The organism is Ochrobactrum sp. XJ1 (assembly GCF_024701725.1).
Taxonomy (GTDB): Bacteria; Pseudomonadota; Alphaproteobacteria; order Rhizobiales; family Rhizobiaceae; genus Brucella; species Brucella anthropi.
Map to the genome: position 1 here is coordinate 35,400 of NZ_VDGD01000009.1, position 20,431 is coordinate 55,830.

Genomic DNA, 20,431 nt, shown 5'->3' on the forward strand with positions numbered 1-20,431 from the left:
GGACCCGCCGCTCCCGCGAACGGGGTCTTGTGTGGTCCACCTGAACGGTTTCCGGTTAACATCCGGGCGGGATGGGAGTTTCGAGGGCTGGGGCTTTGGGGCAGCCCTTGAGCCGCGCTGAGGCCGCTCGACGCGGCTGAAGGGTGGAATGGCGGCGGGCGTTCGCCCTCCTCCATTCTACCGTGTCGACCCCTTGAACGACGGAAGCCCGCACCATTCGGGGATGCGGGGTTTTGATTTTGGGACGATGCTCGTTAAGGCGTTTTTATATCGCGATAATGAGCGAATTATGTTGGCACTGGTTGCGGGGGCTCGCAGCACCCGATTGCTGCGATTTGTTAAGGGCCGACATGGGCCGACAACGCCGCATGCGGCAAAAACGATAGCAGAACTGGTGCGGCGAGTAGCAGTATCAGCCCGCCACTGAGGACCCGGCACGTGTCCAAAGACGTCAACCTACCCTCCCGGAAGGAATGCCGCTGACGATCGAGGAACAATACCTATCGCCATCCCAAGGCCAATGGCCAACTCCGCGCCACCAAGCATATTCGCGGCTTCCTAATTGCCCGTAGATGTCGCGGAAAATACTTCCGGCTCTCGGCCTGGCCTCGATCGGATAGGCAGCGGAGATATTCGGCGGATCCGAGTTGATGGGCGCGGGCTCGTGCCGCGAAGCAGGCTTCGTCATCTCATTTCAGGCTTGCGCAAGAAACTTGGAGACAGGCTATGGACTGATTTTGACGCTTACAATATCAGGCTATAGCCTTATTTTACTGAACTAGATCTCATGTTATAAGCTGATCGTTAGCAAGAATAAATCAGTCTATGGACTGACTAGGCATTGGTAGGCATGACAACATGAAAAGCGATATCCGCAGGAGAGCGCGACTACGGCTCGACGAGAGGCTCGACGGGCTTAGGCCGACCGACCGCTCAAAGGCGCCGCCGAAGGGCTGGGTGCGCGCGTTGCGCGATGCGATCGGCATGACCGGGGTGCAACTCGGCGCGCGAATGGGCATCCGGCCGCAAACCGTCGAGACGATCGAAAAATCCGAGGCGGCAGGTACAATCCAGCTGAACACGCTGCTGCGCGCGGCCGAGGCGCTCGACTGCACCCTCGTCTATGCACTCGTCCCGAACACATCGCTCGAAGCGATGGTCAATGCGCGCGCGCGCAAGATCGCGATGCGCGAACTGCAGCGCGTCGCGCATACGATGCGGCTGGAAGCGCAAGGCACGGACGATACCGATCTTGAAGCACGCATCCAGACCTATATGCGCGACCGGCTTTCCGAGCGCGATCTCTGGAACGAGACATGACCGATCTCTTCCAGGAGCCGGAGGATGCGACGCCGCTCGAACCGCAGGAACGCGAGGGCCTGCTGCAGAGCTGGATCACCCACAGGAAGGACCTCAACGAAGCCGAGCAGGAGAACATCGTCGAAGCCGCCGCCTGGGTGCGCAGGCTCAGGCGGCTTTCCCTCGAAAGACTGCTCAGCGTCGATTTCATGCAGGCCTTTCACAAGCGGATGTTCGGGGATGTCTGGCAATGGGCCGGTACGTTCCGCACCACTGAGCGCAACATCGGCATACAGGCGTATCGTATTGCGATGGAGCTTGCGGCCCTGCTGGACGATGTCCGGTTCTGGATCGAGCATGATACCTATCCGCGCGATGAGATCGCGATCCGGTTTCATCACCGCCTCGTTGTGATCCATCCGTTTCCCAACGGAAACGGACGCCATGCGCGGTTGGCAGCCGATCTGCTCGTTGAGCGGCTTGGCGGCGAGCTATTCTCCTGGGGCGGCGGAAGCCTGGCAGATGTCGGGGAGCTGCGGGCGCGCTATGTCGGTGCGCTGAAAGCTGCTGACGATCACGATATCGGCCCACTCCTCGAATTCGCACGAAGCTGAGACGGCAGCCTGATCAGCTTAGCGGCTTCAGCGCCTCGATGAAGGTCTGCCGGACGGGATTGGTTTTGTCCGGCCTCCAGCGGCGATGCAGCGGAGCCGTGTCGCGCGATTGCCGTTGTGGAACGGATGGACGACCACCCCGAGGCTCGTAAGGCCCAGGGCTGATTCGCACTGGAGCGCGACACCTTTGCCAGCGGCGACCTCGGCGACGGGTGCCATTGGCTGACGCTACCGAATGGCCTTCTGTCCTTTACGCCGGTACAATCCTGTTTTTACGAATGGCTGGCCATTGGTCTACGTGGCAGGATTTGCGCCCGCAGCCAGGTTGTAGGCAATCATTTGCGCTCGATGCGAAACTACCATGGTGAGTAATGTCCGAGCCTGTGCGCCACGAGTTCATTCGTCAGCTCGTCCGACCACTGTCAATGCCTGGTGGTAGCTCGAAACGAACTGGTCGGCTCTATGGAGACTCATCCAGATCGCGCCTTGCGGCGGCAAGCAGGGCATCCTGAACCGGACCCAGCGTGTCTGGAGGGCAACCTCCGAACATGCGAGAAACGAGATCGTCCGCAAGTTCAGACATGGTGGGCGTCAGTCCTTGCGGAAACAAGTGGTCGATATCGCTCTCCTTCGCACCGAGACGCTCGAGTTCGGCCCGCATTGTTCTCAGCTCCATTTCTCGCTCTTTTATCATCAGCCACAGCCCCGGTTCGGCCCTGGCCGCGGCCACGATCCGTTCGAGGCTACGATCACTGGAAACGTGTCGGGTTGAGAGATGTTCGATTTTGGCCATGGTCGTCGGTCTCCTTATGCTGGGGAGCACGACCGCTTCCTGTCGAGCCCTGTAAACTGGGGTTTGGTTTGACGCTGGCCCACTACGTGCGGCGCGGCACGCTGTCGGGCTCCTCATCTTCTTCGCCCAACGGATCGCGCGCAGTGTCCGCAAACTCGCGCAGCCAGGCTCTCGAACTATCCTCCGACAACCTGCCTGAAAGCGTGTCTATCAAGAGCTCGACGTCCGCATTCAAATCTCCTGGTTCAACCTTATTTTCGCCGGCCTGCTGGAAGATGACGTCATTCAGGGCTTTAAGATCACCTCCGAATGCTTCTTTCACGTCCTGGCGTTTCAGAATGGGCAAATCATATGAGCGTTCGCCGGCGGCACCTGTCGAGATGCCTGAGCTATCCCGTTGCCTGCGCCGCTTTGCTGGAGATCCGGAATAAACGCTCTGGCCAAGCTTTTCTTCATCGATATCGAGATCGACGTCGTTAGCGGAATCGGTGTGCGCATCTTTTGTCTCGCCCCGCTTTGCTTTCCGGCTGGCGGGACCATGCGCAGGTTTACGAGCCGGCTGCGTTTGCCCGCCGCCGAGGTCTTCTTCGGCGACACCTGCCGCGCGCGTCTCATCGAGGTCGAGCCGACTCCGTAGCTCATCGAGGGAAGAAATATAAACGTGACGAATGCCTTCCTTGACAACAAAGCGCAAATCCTGGGGCTTGCGGACGCGCTCGACCGCAGCAAGGTCTAGGTCATCTCCGGGTTCGGAATTACCGCCCTGATCACCCGGCGCGGAGCGCGCGAGATATCCGAAACGGTCACTGTCAGCAATCGTCCACTCAACGGGCTTGATACAGGGCTTCGGCACCATCTTGAACTTTCGCACTTTCGCAAACATCCGTTCGCCGCCCGCATCCAGTTTCATGATCCGCATCACCGGCATGCCGGTGACCTGCAGGATTGCCTCCTCTGGCTTCATCATCATCAGCGTGTTGACCGGCAGGAGGTCGACGGAGACCGGCACTTTCGAGATCGAGCGCTGACGGCGACCGTGGCGATGGGAGTAAGACGATTGCTCGACCCATTCCGTCGTCTTCCCGGCGGCCAGCGAGACCGCCATCGCATCGTCCTGGTTCTGGAAGTTCATGAAGACCTTGATCGTCGATGCCCCCATCAGGATCTTCTGTCCCGACCGCTGGTACAATCGCTCCAACTGGGCGCCATCTTGAAGAATGAAGACGAAACGCACGCCGTTCTTTCGTATAAGCGGGGCGAGCGTCAGCACCGTGTCGATGCGGCCGCCATTGCCGAACTCGTCAAGCATCATCATGACTTCGTGCTCACCGTTGGGCAGCGGGCCCATCTGGACCAGCTTGTCGGCCATTTGCTGGATGAACATCGAGATCAGGCGCTCGTAGATCTGGATGGCGTTCCAGTCCGCCTGGATATAGATCACCATCTTCCGCTTTCTGATCGTATCGATCGGGATCGTCGTAATCGAGGTGAGCGCCTCCACCAGCGGGTTCTGCAGGAAATTGAGTTTGGCGACGATTTCGGCCGCAATCCCCTCACCCAGCTTTTCGTGCCGGCCGGCAAATTTGGTGAGCTGCATACGGGTCTGGTCGGAAAGGACCGTTTCGTAGTTCTCCAGCAGCTGAACAATCGCCGTACGCTCGTCGGACATCGAGTTGAGGATACGGTAAAGCTCGCTGAGCGATTTGCGGGTGTCGGGGCATTCGAGCACGAAGCCGAGCATAGCGGTGAGCAGGATCCGGGCGCTTTCCTCCCAGAAATCGGAGGAATCTGAGCGCAATCGTTCCGGTAGCAGCATCTGTGTCAGCTTCTGGAGATCGGTGATGCGCTGGTGCGGATCGGTGCTGATCAGGTCGAGCGGGTTGTAACCGTCGGTGAACTTCGATCCCGGCGCCAGCAGGAAGGTCTCAAAGCCCTTGTCCTTCAGAAAACCGGAAGTCTCCTCGAACAGTTCGCCGCTCATGTCGAGCACGACCTGCGACCCCTCGAAACTCATCATCGAGGGAATGACGAAGCCACGTGATTTCCCCTGCCCCGGCGAGCCGATCAGCATCACATGCTGGTCGCCGTCGTTGCGCAGAAGAAGCCCTTGTTTCAACCCGAGCACGATCCCGTGCTTGTCGCGCAGGCGAAAGTCAGCCGCATCCTTGAGGGTCGCAAGGCGGGCCTTGCCCATGATCATCTGCTGGCGCTTCTGGATTGCTGCACCGATCGGAAACCCCACCAGCGCGCCGGCTGCGGCGAGCCCCGCAAGTGTGGCCTGGACCGTCTGCCGGGATGGCCGCTGATAGACCCCGGCTGTATCCGTCGTGCCGAACGGTGCCTGATACATGGCGGCAAGATGGCTGCCATAATAGCTGGCGATATCGGCATGTTCGCCAGCTTTCGTGGCGACGAGATAAAAGGCGAAGCCGTAGATAAAAGCGCCAGCCCAGGCGGCGGCAAGTATCATCACGGTGAGGGCAATCAGACTGAACATCGAGCGGACATGCAGGAGGTAGAGGATTTTGCGCGACAGCGCCCTGCCGCCCTTGAGCATCCAGATACACATCAGGAAGAATAGGAAGGGTGACGCAAGCGTGAATGCCAGAAGCGACAATCCAACCGTGTTGCGGGTATGGATGATCGACCAGGTGTAGCGGACGCCGTCGGCAAAGCGTACCTGGCTCACATAGTCAAAATACGACGTCGATCCGAATGACACCACGTAGGCATCGTAAATCAGCGTGAAGAAGGCGAGCCATATGCAGACCACGCCAAGCAGCGCGACCGGCAATGTCAGGTAAGACAGTTTCTGGAGGCCCGTCCATTTCGGGCGATCAATCTCTCCGTCCGTGTATGCGCTGGCCATGTTCATCAACCTCGTCGGCAAAATAGATCTCGCTGACACCGCGACCACCGGCGGCATCGCTCTTCTTCAACTGGACTACGATCGGGATGATCGAGCGGATATAGCGAATGATATCATCGCGCTCCATGCGGACATTGCTGTTCAGCACCAGCGTCGAGAGGCGGTTGAAGGCATGGTGCGGCGAGTTAGCGTGGATCGTTGACATCGAGCCAGGGTGACCGGTGTTGATCGCATTCAAAAAATCGAACGCCTCGTCGCCGCGCAGCTCCCCCATGAAGATACGGTCGGGACGGAGACGAAGCGCCGTCGCCAGCAGGTCGCCCATTGTCACCCTTGCCTCCCCTTGTCCGCCCTTCGAGACCAGCAACGAGACGACGTTTTCCTGGCGGGGTTCGAGCTCGGCCGTGTCCTGCATGAGGATGAAACGTTCATGGTTCGCAATAGCGGTGAGCATCGTGTTGAGAAAGGTCGTCTTGCCGGTGGAGGTGCCACCTGAGATCAGCATGCTTCGGTGATTGGCGGCCGCCAGCTCCAGAAAAGCCCGCGCCTTTCCGATCCGCAACAGTCGCGAGAGCTCGATATCAACATCATCGAGATAATCGTCACCGGTGACCTTGGTGAAACGGAAGGCGCCCGCCTCCTCATAGTCGTTGAGGTCGAACCGTCGGATGAACTGCTTGCGGATCGAGAAGGCGTGACCAGTTGCCGAGGTCGGGCTCAGAACAAACTGAACGCGCTCGCCGCCCGTCAGTGACGCCGACAAAAGTGGATTCTCCGCGTTGATCGTCTGCTTTGTAAAGGAGGCGGCGCGAGAGGCCATGTGGCGGATGACATCCTGGTCAAGTCCGGAGACCTCATGGCGCACCATCCGGAGCTGGCCGATCTTCTCCAGCCAGACTTCGTTGCTGCGCTGGCATGAGATTTCGACGACAGCAGGGTCGTCGAGGAACAGCCGGATCGGCTCGAGCGCCTCGGTTAGAAAGTGCTGTTCGGCGGAAATCTGGGGGCGGGCATTCATTTGCCGTATCTCACTTTGCGCAACCGCTCGAACTCTTCGCGCACCGGGTCAGGATAGAGGCCGGCAAAATCGAGATCGCGCGTCACAAAGACATTGATATCGGAGCCCTGCGGAATGTGAATGGTCGGACGGATGTTGCGGGAATCCTCAAACGCCGTTGCCGCCATTTGCTGGATACCCGATGCAATGGTTTCTGCGGCTATCGAGCGGGCACGGTCCTGAGAACTTTCCCCATTATCCTGCGGGATGCGGGTGACCGTGCCGTTGTCGTTAACGATGGTGATGTAGCTGTCTTCCTTCTGGCCAAGCTGCGCGATGTACTGTGTCGCGCCGCCGATCAGCGTCATCAGCGCCGGCGGTCCGAACCGCTCCCAATTTTTCCTGTCGACCATGCCGGTCATGCCCGAACGGCCAAGACGGTCCGTCCCATAGGAACCGAGCTGCACCGAGACGCCGTCGCCACGGATCATCCGCGTCCAGACAATCAGGATCCGCTCCTGTCCCCTCTGGACGCCGGACTTGTAATCACCGATCAGCGAGGATCCGGCGGGGATAAGAGTACGACGGCCATCGAAGGAATAGACGTCCTCACGCACAATCCCCTTCACCATCCCGGCGAGATCGGAGTTGATGGCTGTTTCGAGCGTACCGCGGATCATCGTGCCCTGCGGTATCCAGGCATCGGTACGGCGATTTTCTGTGGCGGTCGACACCTCCACCCCCTGTCCGCCCATCGCCTTCAGGAAGGCACGATCGCCATCGACAGCCCCGCCACCATCTCCAGTAACGGTATTTGATGCGCTGGCCGTGCTATTTGCCCCAAACGGACCTGCGCCAGCAGCGTCGGACGACGTCGCCGAAGCGCTTCTCGTCTGGTCGGATTGATCGAAGACCATGGCAGAAGAGCGGACGCGCTCCAGCAGCTTGGCCTTCCGCTCTAGCTCGATGCATTTCGGATCGTCGGGATTTTTGCCCCGGGAGCAATCGATGTCCGCGGGCGGTGCGACAGGGGCTGCGGCCGGCACCCGCGGCGCCGGTGGCGGCGGAGGCGGAGGTGGTGCTGCAGGGACTTCGACCGTGGGCAGCGGTGGCGGTGACGGCGTCCGGAACCCCTCGTTTCGCGGTGTCTGGACCGGCCGGAATTCCTCGCGAGGGGTCGTGTCGATCGGCTGCTCCGCCTCCCCACCCGCCAGAAGGAAATACAGGACGACACCAACGCCGGCGATGCTGGCGACGACTGCAAACGGGCGCATGAGGCCCATACCACCGCGCCTGACCTGTCCGCCGATGGATGCATCAGTGTCGATGGAATGGTAGTTGGGATCCGACATGGAGCACCTCCTATCTTGATTGCGATTGCTGATTGGTTGTCCCGCTGCCAATTCGCTTCGGCGATACCGCGCCCTCGATCGGCGCCGGTATATCGGCAGGCGTTGTCCTCAGATTGAAAAGGCAGGTTTCGGCTTCGGTACCAAAGCGTAGCGTCCATTGCCGCGAGACCTTGTCGATCACGATGTAGTCGGCTTCGCGGCGATAATTCACCAGGCTCTCGCGGCGCCTGCCATCGACGATGAAGATTGCCGGGATGTCACCGGTGAATTTCATGAAGGTCTTCAATCCATCGTCGAAGACCCAGAGCGGTTTGGCTCCGTCGCTGCCCTTGAACCCGTAGTCGTAATTGACCTTGTCGCGGCGGATATTCTTGATATTGGGATTGCGCTGCGCATCCTGCGCCTGTTTCCAGAGCTCCGCCGTGCCTTTGAGACCCGCGTCTTCCGGATAGGTGAAGCGCAACTTGAAGGTCTGGTTCTGCATCGCCTTGGTGTCGTTGACACGCAGGTCGAAGGAATAGGTTCGCTTCGTCGTGACCACCGACAGGTTGGTGGCCGCGTCCTTCTCCATCGGTTTCAGCGTGAGCGAGCGCCGATCAGCCGAGGTGAGGATCTGCCAGGAGACGGTATCGCCGGCGACGACCTGTGTTATGTCCTCATCGGCGCCGAAGAGGATCGTCGTGACCAGCCCGTAGGTGCCCGTTACGAGGAAGACCTGCTCGGCCGAATAGGGAAGTGACCGGATTCTTGGGTCGAGGCGTCCCGGCCGGGCGACCAGTTCAGCATGTGCAGCCAGCGGCCCGAGCAGTACCAGGAGGGAAATTGCTGCCGTCCGCCTCATCATGGCGCGATCCCCGACGGCATGGTTTCGGGGACCCTTGCATATTCGGTCACGACAAAGCCGAGAGGATTGAAGAGACGGACCCGGTTGCTGGCGGGCAGGTTGATCTGTCGGTAGCGTATCGTCGCCGACCAGCGCGTGACGACATCGCCACCGCGGCGACGTTCCCTTGTTTCGAAGCGAACAGCCATGGTCGATGGATTAAGCGGATTGACCGAGAGGATTTCCGGGCGGATTTCTCCGGTTGCACCGAGCATCTTGACCGGCCCCCTCGGATTGGAGGGATTCATCCAGGCCTCGTAGTCCTTGAAGGCCTGCGAGCCCGGTTCGGACCACAGCGCAATCATGTCGAAATTATCCGATAGATAGCGGGGATCGTAGGTCTCGCGGCGAATGACGTAATTGCCGGCGAAGGCTGCGCGCACCGCCTGGTTTTCTGAAACCGTCGCACGGTCTTTATCGAGCGTGGTTACCGTCTCCATATAACCTGTGTTCCGATCGACGATCAGCGGAACGACCTCGGTGCGAACGAGCGGAAAGAGCTGCGCCACCGAAAACGACAGCACACCTGCGACGGCCCAGCCGGCCACGGCAAACCCCAGCAGGATGATGCCGATCAAGGCACGAAGTGATCGGTTTTTCTCACCCCAGGAAAGGTGCTGATCGTACATGTCCTGCGGACCGGCGACCTGGTCGGTCGGTGCGGAACGCAATTGCTTTCTGAACAATGCCAAGTTCAATCCCCAAAATCATGATCGTCGTTAAGGTTTGCGAGCTGCGTCGCCGGTCAGACCCGGCTTACATCTGAAAAAGCTGGATTCGACCCGCGCATTTCTCGCCTCATTCACCGCTACGCCGGCGCATGGTCAGCATCCGGCCGAGCGCGCCGGCACCCGCCATCGTGCCGCGGCCGGCGAGGGCCGCCGCTGCGGCCGCGCCTTTCGGTCCGGCCAGCATTCCGAGGGCCACTGCGGCGGCCTGTCCGCTTCTGGAAGTGCTAGAACCGAGTCTCGCGCGGGCAGCGCCGTACATTGTGCTAACACCGCCGCCGCCAGGCGTACTCGCTGTCATCGAGCTATAGGCAAATGTCCTCGCGAATTCAGGTACCTGGAAAATGAAATAGGAGATCAGCGCCAGGTAGAGCACCATGGCCACTACGATGGCGAGCGCGTTTTCCTTGGTTGCCATTTCGCCATTGATCGTATCCATCATGCCGATCAGGAAGCCGAACGACAGTCCGGCCATGACGTAGGTGAAAAGCAGCATGAACATGCCGTAGGCGATGCCCCTGACCCAGGCCTCGAAGACAAAACGCGTGATACCGAAAAAATAGGAAAGGATGGCGATCGGCCCGATCGCCAGCATGACGGCGGTGATCATCTTGGCGAACAGCGTCACTCCGGTCAGGATCAGCAACATTGGCAGGAGGCCAAAAACGAGAACGATGAACACCACCACCGCGCCGGTGACGTTCGGCATCCACCCGGATTCGTAGGAATTGAAGAGCTGCATGGCGAAATCGTAGACCTTGCGGGACATGCTCGCGACCTGAGAGGCAAGATCGGAGCCGGCCGCCTGCCCGCCCATCGCCGAGGAAATGGCAGCACCGAGGTCCTGTGGTGACGTCAGAACGATCTGGCCGATATTGTCGTAGAAGGTGGCCCAGGACATGACCAGCGCATAGGCAAACGCGAGTTTCGAGGCCGTGATCGCCATGTCCTGAAGAGATACGCTCGACAGGCCGAGCGCGCCCCAGAGAAAATAGAGAATGAGAAACAGTGCCAGAATCGATGAGACCAGATTGCTGTTCTCGGCGAACAGCCCCCAGGCTTTCTCCAGCGACGCCTCGTTGATCTTGTCGAAGTATGCGAGTGCATCGCCATAAAAATTCACGGCGTAGCTGACCGGATCCATCATTCCCCCTGGAAGGAATTGACGGGTCGCATCGGACCGCAATCACTGCTGACGATTTCCGTGAGCGCCTGTTGCGGCGCCGTCGGTTCCTGCTGTGCCTCGTAGCCGAGCGCCGGCACGGGGTTCTCGTCGGCTGAGCATTTGGCCAGCTGTTCGTACTTGCCTGCGCATCCGGACAAAATGATAAGGGCGATGACCAGCACAGGGATAAACCTCACTGGTTCTGCTCCTCAAATGCCTGCAACTGGTCGCGAACCGAAGCACCGTCTGCGACACCGCCACCATTGCGTATCACGCTGTCAGGAAGTGTTGCGAAGGTCTTGAGGTTTTGCGATGAGGTCGCGAGTGCCGCCTTATACTGCTGGTTAAGCAGCATCACCTGATTGTTCAGCGAGCCGACGGCCTCGTTGGCGGTCTGGTTACCCTGCAGTACCATCTGCGTGTTCTGTTCCAACGCGCCCTTGAGATCCTGCGCCGTGCCGATCTGCTGCGTCGCCTGCATGAAGGCATTCTGCCGGTCCTTGGTGGCGCTGTTCATCGCGTCCGTAAGGGCCGTCAGCGTGGTCAGCGCGTTGATGCCTTGTGAATAGGCCTGGTTGGCACCCGACAGCTCGCCTCCCTTGACGGTATCGACAACCATTTTCACCAGATTGAGCCCGTTGATGAGCTTGGCGGCCGTATTCTGGAATTCACCGCTGATGCCGCCGAACAACGCTTCATTTCCCGACAGGATGCTGTTGAAATCGGGCGCCTGGCCCATGCTGAACCCATTGCCGGTGGCGAGCTTGGCAAACTGGCTCGCATCCTGTGACCGGTCGCCGGTGATCGCCTGAAGCGTCTTGATCGTGTTGTCCATGACGATGGACGTGTCGCCCTGGATCTTTTTCGAGAGCTTTTCGATCTCCTGGCTTATCGCGATATTGGCCGAATCCTTGACCGGCACCTGCGCGAAGGCGTGGGACACCGTGGTGATGCTGAGCGCCGCGGCAATAACGATTTTCTTCATCTGCCTGTCCTCTCTCTTCCTGTTCAATTTGCCGTTGGCCTGGCGTCGACGACCGTCACCAGTCCGAGTGCGGGATCCTCCAGCACCGAGAAGGTCGCGACATCGCCACTGGCGCGTGCCTGCTCCTGCAGGTCCTCGAGCCAGCTCTGAATCTGATCGGTGGTGGCGGTCGACGGGACGGCAAAGCATCGGGTGCTGCCGGTATCGATGATCGTCGAGGGGCACTGGACTTCAGCCATGACGAGGGAACCATCGTGGTCCTTGGCGTTGCCGCCTCCCGAGCCGCGCAAGGCCGCGGAAGAAGATTGCAGTCCCGCCTGCAGACGCTGAAGGTACTGCTGGTTTGCCGCAAGTGATTTTCCCAAGAGCTCGTTCCAGACTGAGCCGCGTTCGACCTGCGCCTCGGTGTTGCGGTCGACGGCCTTTTTCAGCTGCTCGCCGCATCCACGGGTGTCACTGACGGTTTCCGTTTCGACATCATCGCCCGACGGGGTCCGGTCACCGTTCTCGGCCTTGTTCCGGCTGTAATAGGCCGAGACCTTTTTGACGTAGTCCTGTGTCTCGGGAATGTTGGGGATGCGGCCGTTCTGCAGCGACTGGCGATAAGGCCCGGCATTGTACCCGGCGGCGATCAGGTCGTAGCGATCGCCGAACATGCCCTGCAGTTGCTTGATGTACTTGACCCCGCCGCGAATGTTGTCCCGCAGATCGTAAGGGTTGACGCCGAGACCCGCCGCAGTCCCCGGCATCAGCTGCATGACGCCGGTCGCGCCAACCGGCGAACGCGCCGATTGGCGGAAGCGTGATTCCTGCTCGGCGATCGCCAGCGCAAAGTTCGGATCGACACCCTGGCGGATCGCCTCGTCGGCGACCATGCGGGCGACCTCCTGCTGGCTATGCGTGCGCTTCGACGGGCCGGCTGGCGCGGTGTCACCGGCCATGCCCTCGGCCGAGCAGTCGGCCGGCGCGCCTGAACCCTGTCCGGGCGCAACGCTGTCGGTCGTTCCACCGGAAGCGCCTTTCAATGCCTGGGTATCCGCCTGATAGGTCTTGTACCAGTTCTCCGTCTCTTGCTGGATATTGCGACGGGCGTTGTCGATCACCGGCACCTGCGCGAAGCCGGGCGCAGGCGTGAACAGGGTGGAGACGACGATGGCGCTGACGGTCGCCAACTCAGGAAGCCTTGCGTTGGTCATCAGCCGCATCCCCCTCCCAGTCGCAGAATTTCGACAGCCAGTTCTTCGGATCGTTGCCATATTCGTCGAGCAGCATCTCGACCTCGCGCACAGTCTCCTCGCGACCGGACAGCACCTTGATGAACTCCGGCATATGGGACATGTCGACACGGGCGATCACGCTGCTCTTCGCCTGCTTGATCAGCATGAAGCGCGAAGCCGGGTCGCCATTCTTGACCCAGTCGAATTCAGCCCTGGAAAGGCCGAAATGCTCCATGTAGGAGTTTTCGTCGGCTTTCGGATTGGCGAAGAAGATGTTGGTCGATGTCTGTTCGATGATCGTCCGGCTGACGCTCGACTGCACCACGTCGTCGGCCGACTGGGTGCCGAAGATAACGAGGCCATTCCGTTTACGAATGGTCTTGAAGTAATCCTTCATGGTGCGCTTGAACTCGTCGTCGTCGAGCAGCTTCCAGGCTTCGTCCATGAGATTGATGATTGGTGCCTTGCCGTCATAGACCTCGTCGAGCCGATGGAACATGTAGAGGAGTGCCGCAGTCCGCACCGTCGGGTCATCAAGGATCGATGTCATGTCGAAGCCGATCATCGGCCGGGAGATATCGAGATTGTCTTCAGCATTGTCGAAGAGCCACGCATAGGGTCCGTGATCAACCCACTTGTCGAGCCGCGCGATCAGGCTACCCTCGGTCCGCTCACTGCCCGCTAGAAGGGCGCGAAGTGACGACAGACGGCGATAGGATCGGTCCTTTGTCTTCAAGACCGACTTGATCGCGGTGCGGATGATGGTCTCTTCCTGTGGCGTCAGGCTTTCGCCTTCCTTCGCCGGCTTCAACATGAAGCTTAAGAGACGATAGAGGAAAACGCGGTTCTCCTCGGTATCGTCGAGGAGCAGTGGGTTCCAACCGGACGGCTCGCCGGGTTCGAGCGTCATATAGGTTCCGCCGGCCGCCCGCACCATGATGTCGAGACCGCGGTCCTTGTCGAAGACGACCGTTTTCAGCCGTGGGCTGACGCGGTAGGCCTGGAGGATCAGGAAGGCCATGATCACGGTCTTGCCGGAACCCGTCGGTCCGAACACCGTTGTGTGCCCGACATCGCCCTGGTGAAAGTTGAAGAAGAACGGCGTGCCTGACGTCGTTTCGAATATGGTGATCGCTGGACCCCAATGATTGCCGTCCGGCTTGCCATAGGGATAGGCGTGGAAGCTGCTCAGGCCCGCGCAATTGAGCGTCGAGATTACGGCACGTCGGGCGATATAGGCCTGATTGCCAGGGAGCTGCGCCCAATAGGCCGGTTCCGCGTTCAAATCCTCGCGGACATAAGAGGCACCCAGCGCACCAAGTTCGTTGCCGATCAGGGCGACACCATCGTCGAGTTGGGCCGCCGATCTCGCCACTGGCATGACGGTGAGATGATGCTCGGCGAAGGCAACGCGTTTCCTCGCCAGTTCGTCACGCGCAAGATCGAGATTGGCCTGGACGCTGGAACCACCCTCGTCTGCCTTCGACAGCTGCCGGTCGAGGCGCTCGATCCTGCTTCTCGCGGCCATGTCGTCAATGAAAGACATGGATTGGGTAAGCACCATCTCGAATGGGAGCTTGAGAATATAATCCAGCATGCCGGCGCCTGTCTCGGGCGGATATTCCTTCAAGGACACCACCGCGGCATAGCGGTCATCGCCAGGCGTATCGCCCTGAAGATGGATGGTTCGGTTGCCGATCGATGTCCGGCGCGCTGGCAGCATCGCGTCTATAGGAAGGTTGCCGAGCCGGATCGGTCGGACACGGCCGCCATTCAGCAGCGTGTAGAAGAACTCGCATTGTTCCGAAAACCAGATTTTTTGGGTCCCCTCCTCGACTTCCATGTTTTCGGAAAAGTCGCGGTAGATCGTCTTCCTATTACCAAGGTCCACCTGAACGCGTTGCACGTCACGCAGGACCTTCGGACCGTAGGCGGCGAGCGACTTTTCGAGCGCTTTCGTCGCCTCAACCAATTTGTCTCGCATCGAGCGAAACTGCTCCTTGCGAACGACATCGCCACCGATGCCCATGATGCGGGAAAGCGCGGATCCTTGTTTGAACAGCGGGCGCACGACGAGCGAGATGTAGGTGTCGTTGACGAACATCTCGTTCCTCGAGATGCTCGCCTGATAGACATCATCGAGACGCTGGATGAAGGGGTCGGTGAAGGTTGCGGGCAAGGACGGCGCGACCTTGCGCCTGACAACATGGGTGTAGAGCGCAAAATTGCCGATCGAGGAGATAGCGCGGAAAGCCGAGTTGCGCTGCCGCTGCAGCATGTTGATCGTTTCGATATCGGCCGTTTCGAACGAAAAACCTGTGAGACGCAAGGTCGATACCAGGCAATCGTTCTTCAGCCGGATAATGCCGTTTTCGATCGGAACGTAGAAGGGAACATGGGTCGAGATACTGCGATCGGCGAAGATCTCCCAACCCTTCGACAAACTTCCCTTCAGCGATCTTGCCATCGTGCTCATCGTTCAGGCTCCGTAGGTCCGGATACCCCCGCCAAGTCTGCGGCCGAGGGGATTTATGCCGCACATGCTGAGGCGGCCGAGGATGTCGAAGAACCAGAGATCGAGTTTGACCGTCAGCACATAAAGAATCCCGTGCAGGATCACGAAGGAGACGGGAAACCACAGGATGGAGCCCAGGACCATGAACACCATCAGCGAGACGAAGCATTCCGCCAGGAAGTAGGTGTAAGGGATCCCCATCACCGTCGGCGGCCGCGTGAGGGCAAGGATGACGGGATAGGATTCGATATAGTCGTCCCCGCCTGACGTCTTGTTGCCGGAGTTCGCCATGATTACGATCCCGCCCCAGCTAAGAAATCTACAAGCTCAGCGGCAGCGAACATGCCGGCGAGGCTTCCACCGACTCGCAGAAGCGCGCCCCAGGACCAGAAGCCAAAGGCCGCTGCCAGGAACATGCCGATGAACGCGATCGCGCCGACGGAACGGCCGAATGCGCCAGTGAAGAACTGCACCAGTCTGTCGGCAGCATTCTCCAGGGCATCGAGGCTCTGCGCTGCCGCCGGCTCGTATTGACTGACGAACAGCACCGAGGCGGCAAGCAGCACCATCGCGGCATGGCCGGCCCACTTGGGTTTGACCAGGGAGCGGCAGGTGACGCTGCCAACAAGAATTGCCATAACCACTATGTTCATTGAAGTACCTCTTCCTTGACGATTTTGACCGGACCGCCGAGTTGCGCCGCGTTTAGCGGCTGCGGGGAGCGGCTGTCCGAAGCGAGCGAGCTTGCAGCTGAGAAGACAAGCATCGGGGACCTTGCCCGGTCGGCCGGGCCTGATCGGCGGTGCTGATTGGATTGAGAGTCAGGTGCCGGAGCAGATGTAGGAGGTTGGGAGCTTGCCGACTTGCCGGTGTAGTAGCCGACAACACGCGTCACATAGTCCGCGGTTTCGCGGATCAGCGGCAGGGATTGATGCGCGTCGACGCGGGGTTCTCCGGCATTGTATGCGGAGGCGATCAGTACAGGGTTGCTATATTTGTCGATGAGCACCCGCAGGAAACGCGTGCCCGCGCGAATGTTCGGTTCGGGATCGGTGAGGTCATAGACGCCAAAGGACTCGCCGATCTTCGGCATGACCTGCATCAAACCGATGGCGCCGGCCGAACTGACAAGGCCGGGATCGAACCTTGCGTTTTCCGCCCGCATGATCGACAGAACCCAGTTCGGATCGACATCCTCCTCGGCTGCGATTGTCACCGCAAGGGCTGCGTAGTCTTCAGGTACGCCAGAAAGCAGGTCGGGACGGGCTTGCGTCACTGTCCGATCGGAAGACGTGCGTGCTTCGACGGCTGGATTGGTAGACCCATGGACGGTGCCTGCGTCAGACGAGAAGACGCTGATGGGCGAGAACACGGCGCGGTCGCGCCGTGTTCTCTTGCTGCCGGCCGCTTCTCCCGGTAGCTCTGGGTTACTGTCATCGGGCTCAATCGCTGCTTCTGCAACGAATGACAGAATTGCGGGAACTCCATTGGTATTGGCCTGTCCCCAAAAACGCTCATTGAAACGGGTGAGATCGATGCTCGGCGGTGGCTCTGGGTCAGCGTCGACAGCAAATGTTGGCAGTGCGCCAGGCTCACTTGAAGCTTTACCTGCGAACCGGAACGACCAATCGGTATGGTCATTGTTCTCGCCAATCTTGAGCGGGTCGCTCTCGGCAGACGCTGTGGCAAGACATGTGGCCAGGAGCACAGACGACACCGCAGGCCAGACTGCCCTTCGTAACACTCTGAGTCGTGGTCTCATCACAGAAGAAAGCGGGCTGTCATCCATTCCGAACCAGTCCATAACTTGTACTTCAATACAAGTTATGGACTGCAATCCGCGCCGGAAATCAACTGAAAAATATAACTGGAGTACAAGTTTTATCCCGAAGGCCGATATTAGCTTCAGAAATATTACACAAAATCAATCCTTTAGACGAGACCACCGATCCGGCTTCCATCGATACTCGATCTGGTTTCGATCGCCAAGAATTTGAGCCAAACGAACAGCGGTTCCCCCTTTGGCCAGCACGGAACCGGCGTCGGCACCTGACTGTCCTTGATAGATTCGGCATGTGAAATTTGGCAGTTCCCGCTGGATCCTGGATACCGGCCAGCAGGTAGAGATCTGATAGCGGGAACCATCGAGGTTCGTCCCGAAATCACGTGAGACCTGCTGTACCGGACCGAGACGATGGTGCCCGAACGACGTACCGTAGTTGAGCTGGCACTCGACGATGTTGCTGGGATAATGTCTGCAAGAAGTGAGACTGAGATAGGCATACGGCGCTGGCGGCAGCGGCCGGGGCGGCTGCTCAAGCTGCCCGCATGCGGCCAAGGGAATTGCGACGGCCATAGTCCAGGACAGCGCCTTCAAGATTTGCACGGCTCACCTCCTAAGTTTCCTGTTGATATCCGGCATGTTCGAGGGCTTCGAGAAAGAGATCCCGGGCGAGCCCGCAATAGGGCGACGAAGGCTGCGCCAGATGCAGTCTGGTCAGGACCAACCCAAGCGCTCCAATGGTCGTGGTTACCTCTTTGAGGTCATCATTGAGGCCATCGCGAAACAGCTCACGTCCATCATGGCCCTTGACGACGATCGCATAGTCGTTGCGGGCAATGCTGTGCCACAATTCGGCGATACCGGTTTCGCCGTCCTGGGCTTGCGTATCGCAGGTGAGCATCATCGCGTAGTCTGGAAGAGGAACGTCGCACTCCTCGATCGAGGTCCCGCCATTAAATTCCGTGAGCGTCACCACCGATGAGAACAGCATCAAGCGTTCGTTGACCAACAGTCTGCGTTGTCCAAGGCGCACAAAGCCGTTCATGACGCCCGAACGAATAACTTTTGGCGCGAGGCATTCTTCGCAGTGCTCGCAGACCTGCACCAACTGATCGTTCCGGAAAGAGAACGTGTTGTGAAAACGACCGAGAACGAAGCGCTCGATGTTTTCTGTCCGACCGCCGAGCGACTCGACAAACGCGAACGCGCCAAACCGCGCCCAGGCTTGCTTTGCATCACTCTCGGCTGATAGCCCTGCGATGCTCACTAAGCTGGATGGGCCGACCACGATTCCTGCAGTCCGTGTCTCCACACCGCAGTGCGGGCAATCAATGCTGACTGGCACCCGGTACCATTCCTTCGTCAGTAGCGATCGGTGGCTTGTCAGTGGGAAACCCGCCTTGCTATTTTCTAGGAGGACTCGCAGATATCAGCGCTGAGCCGACGCTTGGCGCCTCGCAGTAAGAGAGAAATGTCATCAGCAACAATTGCGGCTGCACGATCAAACTTGTACTTAGGTACAAGTTTGTAGCAGTCAAAGTCGAAGTGCTCAAGATGGGAAGCAGGGTTTCGTTTTGGCACCGAACCAGAGCAATCTGGAGGTAGCTTCCTCTTTTCCACTCGCCGATCTATTCAGCAAGCAGCATATTTTTCGGAAGAAACGCTTCGGGCCGCGATATTCACGTTGGGCTGGCAACCTGATTGTCTGCGTGCAGGCAGATAGCAAGGCGACAAGCACTGAAACATCCGCGCATCGCTGCATTGATGAGGTCTGGCCAAGGCATCACGTAATGGAACAAGGTTGCCATGTGTCGGGTTTTTGCATATATTCAGTGTCGGGTTTTTGTAACGGGAAACCGATCATGGATCAGACATTGAAGCAACGGATCAGGACAAGAATCAGCCGGACGAAGAAGACCGATGTCTTCATTCCGCGCGATTTTGCTGACCTGAGCGGCGACGATCAGGTTCTTCGGGCCCTGAGGGCGTTGGTGAAGGATGGCGCACTCATACGCCTGGGCTATGGTGTCTATGCCCGGGCCGTGCGATCACGGCTGTCGGGGCGGGTTATGGTTTCCAGTTCAAACGGGTTTCACGGTGCGGCACTCCAGGCCCTGAACAAACTCGGGGTCCCTTGGGAGCAAGGTGACAGCACCCAGGCCTATAATCGGGGGCAGTCCACCCAGATCCCGGTTAATCTTACCGTCAAGGTCGGGAAACGCTTCAGCCGCCGGCTATCAGACGGCCGTACGGAGCTTCGCGTTGAGCGATAAGCCAGACCTACAGACGCTGCTCGAGGTGCAGGACTACTTCGCCCTGCCCTCGACGGCCCTCGTCGAAAAGGACTGGTTCGTCGTGCGTGCCCTCGCGGCGATCCACGACATTGAGGTCGACGGATTGACGTTGGCTTTCGGTGGCGGGACGGCGCTTGGCCGGGCATATCGTCTGCTCGAACGCATGTCTGAAGACATAGACTTGCGCATCGTAGGGGAAAATGCCGGTGAGCGCGGGTCCCTCAAGCGTATGAGACGCGCGGTCAGCAAACGTCTGGAAGACGCCGGCTTCACGGTCGAAGGGCACGTGCGGGTACTCCAGAACGGCTCTTATGTACGATACGACCTGCCCTACGATCCGATCGCCAAGGGCGAGGGTGTCCTACGCCCGGAGATCAAGATCGAAATCGCGGCTTTTCCGATCTGCACCGCCCCGGAGTTGCGTTCGGTCACCTCATTCGTCGGGGAAGCCATCGGTCGGCCGGCCGAGGCCAACGATGTTAAATGCGTTCGTCTGGTGGAAACGGCTGCCGACAAGTTCGTCGCGCTCGGGCGCCGGGCAGGTTTTGCCTTTGCCGGGCACGAGCCGCTTGACCACACGCTGGCCCGTCATGTCTATGACATCTCACGCATGGACGGAATGTACGACCTAGATACAGCAGTTGCGATTGCACTGGATACGATGGTTGCCGAGGCAGAAGGTGACCGGGCGGACAAATATCCTGGCTACAAGTCAGATCCTCGCGCTGAGACACTCAAAACATTCGAGATCATGGCGACGCACGCCGAATTCGCCGCGCACTACGAAAAGCTCATGGGCGACATGGTGTACGGCGCGCGGCCAAGTTTCGCGGAGGCCTTCACCGTTGTAGAACGCTTTGCGCAGAAAGTCCGCGAAGCCTAAGGTCCGTTTCGCCGATGCAGACTGGAACATTGACCGGAAACGCAGAGCTCATCG

At 59.3% G+C, this 20,431-nt stretch carries 20 protein-coding genes; 4 read left to right on the forward strand and 16 right to left on the reverse strand.

Annotation, left to right across the window (positions count from 1 at the left end; translation table 11 throughout):
- The first annotated feature begins 858 nt into the window (after nt 1-858).
- Nucleotides 859-1,320 (forward strand): mobile mystery protein A, encoded by a 462-nt coding sequence (locus FG152_RS17030; RefSeq protein ID WP_498987304.1) that lies wholly within the window; start codon nt 859-861, stop codon nt 1,318-1,320.
- On the forward strand, nt 1,317-1,913 hold the full coding sequence (locus FG152_RS17035; RefSeq protein ID WP_498987305.1) for a mobile mystery protein B: 597 nt from the start codon (nt 1,317-1,319) through the stop codon (nt 1,911-1,913). Before FG152_RS17030 ends, FG152_RS17035 begins: the two co-directional genes overlap by 4 nt.
- 460 nt (nt 1,914-2,373) lie before the next feature.
- Here FG152_RS17035 and FG152_RS17040 read toward each other — a convergent pair whose 3' ends face one another.
- The 16 genes from FG152_RS17040 to FG152_RS17115 form a co-directional block, all read right to left on the reverse strand.
- Nucleotides 2,374-2,706 (reverse strand): hypothetical protein, encoded by a 333-nt coding sequence (locus tag FG152_RS17040; RefSeq protein ID WP_498987308.1) that lies wholly within the window; start codon nt 2,704-2,706, stop codon nt 2,374-2,376.
- 82 nt (nt 2,707-2,788) lie between these two features.
- On the reverse strand, nt 2,789-5,575 hold the full coding sequence (locus tag FG152_RS17045) for a type IV secretory system conjugative DNA transfer family protein (protein ID WP_498987311.1): 2,787 nt from the start codon (nt 5,573-5,575) through the stop codon (nt 2,789-2,791).
- Complete coding sequence (gene virB11, locus FG152_RS17050; protein WP_498987313.1) at nt 5,544-6,593, reverse strand: P-type DNA transfer ATPase VirB11; 1,050 nt, start codon at nt 6,591-6,593, stop codon at nt 5,544-5,546. Before virB11 ends, FG152_RS17045 begins: the two co-directional genes overlap by 32 nt.
- Nucleotides 6,590-7,924 carry a type IV secretion system protein VirB10 gene (gene virB10 / locus FG152_RS17055; RefSeq protein ID WP_498987314.1) on the reverse strand — a complete coding sequence of 445 codons (1,335 nt, stop codon included), beginning with the start codon at nt 7,922-7,924 and terminating at the stop codon, nt 6,590-6,592. The genes virB11 and virB10 overlap by 4 nt, the downstream gene beginning before the upstream one ends.
- 10 nt (nt 7,925-7,934) lie before the next feature.
- Nucleotides 7,935-8,768, reverse strand: a complete 834-nt coding sequence (locus FG152_RS17060) for a TrbG/VirB9 family P-type conjugative transfer protein (RefSeq protein ID WP_498987316.1) — start codon at nt 8,766-8,768, stop codon at nt 7,935-7,937.
- Nucleotides 8,765-9,499 carry a VirB8 family type IV secretion system protein gene (locus FG152_RS17065; protein ID WP_498987319.1) on the reverse strand — a complete coding sequence of 245 codons (735 nt, stop codon included), beginning with the start codon at nt 9,497-9,499 and terminating at the stop codon, nt 8,765-8,767. The genes FG152_RS17060 and FG152_RS17065 overlap by 4 nt, the downstream gene beginning before the upstream one ends.
- A 106-nt stretch (nt 9,500-9,605) precedes the next feature.
- Entirely contained in the window at nt 9,606-10,682 is a 1,077-nt protein-coding gene (locus FG152_RS17070; RefSeq protein ID WP_498987322.1) for a type IV secretion system protein, read from the reverse strand.
- Nucleotides 10,679-10,897 (reverse strand): hypothetical protein, encoded by a 219-nt coding sequence (locus FG152_RS17075; RefSeq protein ID WP_498987325.1) that lies wholly within the window; start codon nt 10,895-10,897, stop codon nt 10,679-10,681. Before FG152_RS17075 ends, FG152_RS17070 begins: the two co-directional genes overlap by 4 nt.
- Nucleotides 10,894-11,685 (reverse strand): conjugal transfer protein, encoded by a 792-nt coding sequence (locus FG152_RS17080; RefSeq protein WP_498987327.1) that lies wholly within the window; start codon nt 11,683-11,685, stop codon nt 10,894-10,896. The genes FG152_RS17075 and FG152_RS17080 overlap by 4 nt, the downstream gene beginning before the upstream one ends.
- Nucleotides 11,686-11,708: 23 nt before the next feature.
- The gene (locus tag FG152_RS17085) at nt 11,709-12,881 is read right to left on the reverse strand and encodes a lytic transglycosylase domain-containing protein (protein WP_498987330.1); all 1,173 of its coding nucleotides are present in this window, start codon (nt 12,879-12,881) and stop codon (nt 11,709-11,711) included.
- A complete protein-coding gene (locus tag FG152_RS17090) occupies nt 12,859-15,378 on the reverse strand; it encodes a VirB4 family type IV secretion/conjugal transfer ATPase (RefSeq protein ID WP_498987332.1) in 2,520 nt (839 codons plus the stop codon). Before FG152_RS17090 ends, FG152_RS17085 begins: the two co-directional genes overlap by 23 nt.
- A gap of 3 nt (nt 15,379-15,381) precedes the next feature.
- Nucleotides 15,382-15,708: a VirB3 family type IV secretion system protein gene (locus FG152_RS17095; protein WP_052820915.1), complete on the reverse strand. Its 327-nt coding sequence runs from the start codon at nt 15,706-15,708 to the stop codon at nt 15,382-15,384.
- A 2-nt stretch (nt 15,709-15,710) separates the two neighbouring features.
- Nucleotides 15,711-16,070, reverse strand: a complete 360-nt coding sequence (locus tag FG152_RS17100; RefSeq protein ID WP_498987334.1) for a TrbC/VirB2 family protein — start codon at nt 16,068-16,070, stop codon at nt 15,711-15,713.
- A complete protein-coding gene (locus FG152_RS17105; RefSeq protein ID WP_498987337.1) occupies nt 16,067-17,125 on the reverse strand; it encodes a lytic transglycosylase domain-containing protein in 1,059 nt (352 codons plus the stop codon). Before FG152_RS17105 ends, FG152_RS17100 begins: the two co-directional genes overlap by 4 nt.
- A gap of 216 nt (nt 17,126-17,341) precedes the next feature.
- Entirely contained in the window at nt 17,342-17,803 is a 462-nt protein-coding gene (locus tag FG152_RS17110) for a hypothetical protein (RefSeq protein WP_498987340.1), read from the reverse strand.
- Between the two features lie 10 nt (nt 17,804-17,813).
- Nucleotides 17,814-18,545, reverse strand: coding sequence for a hypothetical protein (locus FG152_RS17115; protein WP_498987343.1), 732 nt, complete (start codon nt 18,543-18,545; stop codon nt 17,814-17,816).
- Nucleotides 18,546-19,062: 517 nt separating this feature from the next.
- Between FG152_RS17115 and FG152_RS17120 the strand changes: the two genes are divergently transcribed.
- Entirely contained in the window at nt 19,063-19,473 is a 411-nt protein-coding gene (locus FG152_RS17120; protein WP_498987344.1) for a DUF6088 family protein, read from the forward strand.
- Nucleotides 19,463-20,377: a nucleotidyl transferase AbiEii/AbiGii toxin family protein gene (locus FG152_RS17125; protein ID WP_498987346.1), complete on the forward strand. Its 915-nt coding sequence runs from the start codon at nt 19,463-19,465 to the stop codon at nt 20,375-20,377. The genes FG152_RS17120 and FG152_RS17125 overlap by 11 nt, the downstream gene beginning before the upstream one ends.
- Nucleotides 20,378-20,431: the final 54 nt, after the last annotated feature.